The sequence below is a fragment of the Vibrio sp. Vb0349 genome (assembly GCF_033338975.1).
Genome location: NZ_JAWOTS010000323.1, coordinates 1 through 1,174, shown reverse-complemented (window position 1 = coordinate 1,174; position 1,174 = coordinate 1). Strand labels below are relative to the sequence as shown.

1 protein-coding gene is annotated in these 1,174 nt (G+C 48.3%); it reads left to right on the top strand.

The features are described from left to right. Positions 1-1,174: sulfate adenylyltransferase subunit CysN (gene cysN / locus R7Q47_RS25540; RefSeq protein WP_318090164.1), on the top strand; the 1,174-nt coding region annotated here is incomplete at both ends.

Below are 1,174 nucleotides of genomic sequence, written 5' to 3'. Positions count from 1 at the left end.
CTTGTGGCTCTGTGGATGATGGGAAAAGCACCCTGATTGGTCGCTTACTCCATGACTCAAAACAAATTTATGAAGACCAACTAGCAGCGGTTCACTCAGATAGCCAACGCGTTGGTACGACGGGTGAAAAGCCAGATTTGGCGTTGCTTGTCGATGGTCTGCAGGCTGAGCGTGAACAAGGCATCACAATCGATGTTGCTTACCGTTACTTCTCGACGCAAAAGCGTAAGTTCATCATTGCTGATACCCCTGGACATGAGCAGTACACGCGCAACATGGCGACAGGCGCATCGACGTGTGATTTAGCGGTGATCTTAGTGGATGCCCGTAAAGGCATTTTGGATCAGACGCGTCGTCACTCTTTCATTTCAAACCTATTGGGCTTGAAACATTTTGTTGTCGCAATCAACAAGATGGATTTGGTGGATTACTCACAAGCGCGCTTCGAAGAAATTCGTGATGAATACCTGAAGTTTTCTGAAAATCTAACTGGCGATATTGATATTCAAATTATCCCGATTTCAGCGCTGGAAGGCGACAACGTAGTGGATAAAGGACAGAACCTGAACTGGTTTGAAGGTCCATCATTGCTTGAGTTGCTAGAAACGGTGGATGTGGACTACGAAAAAGGTGCGGGTGAATTCCGTTTCCCTGTTCAGTACGTGAATCGTCCTAACCTTGATTTCCGTGGCTTTGCGGGCACGGTGTCGTCTGGCTCTGTGAAAGTCGGTGATGCCATCAAAGCATTGCCGTCCGGTAAAACGTCGACTGTCGCTCGCATTGTGACCTTCGATGGCGACATTGAAGAAGCGCAAGCTGGTCTAGCCGTTACGCTGACTCTGAATGATGAAATTGACATCAGCCGTGGTGATTTGATCGTGCTTGAGAACGCGCAAGTGCAAACCACCAACCATTTGCTTGCCGATGTGGTGTGGATGACTGAGCAGCCGTTGCAACCTGGTCGTGATTACGACATCAAGATTGCAGGTAAGAAGACCGTTGGTCACGTAGAGTCGATTCGTCACCAGTACGACATCAATAACTTGTCGACACATGGTGCTGCGGAACTGCCTCTAAATGGCATTGGTTTGTGTGAGTGGTCGCTCAATGAATCAGTAGCTTTGGACAATTACCAAGACTGCGCAGATACCGGTGGTTTCATCATCATCGATCG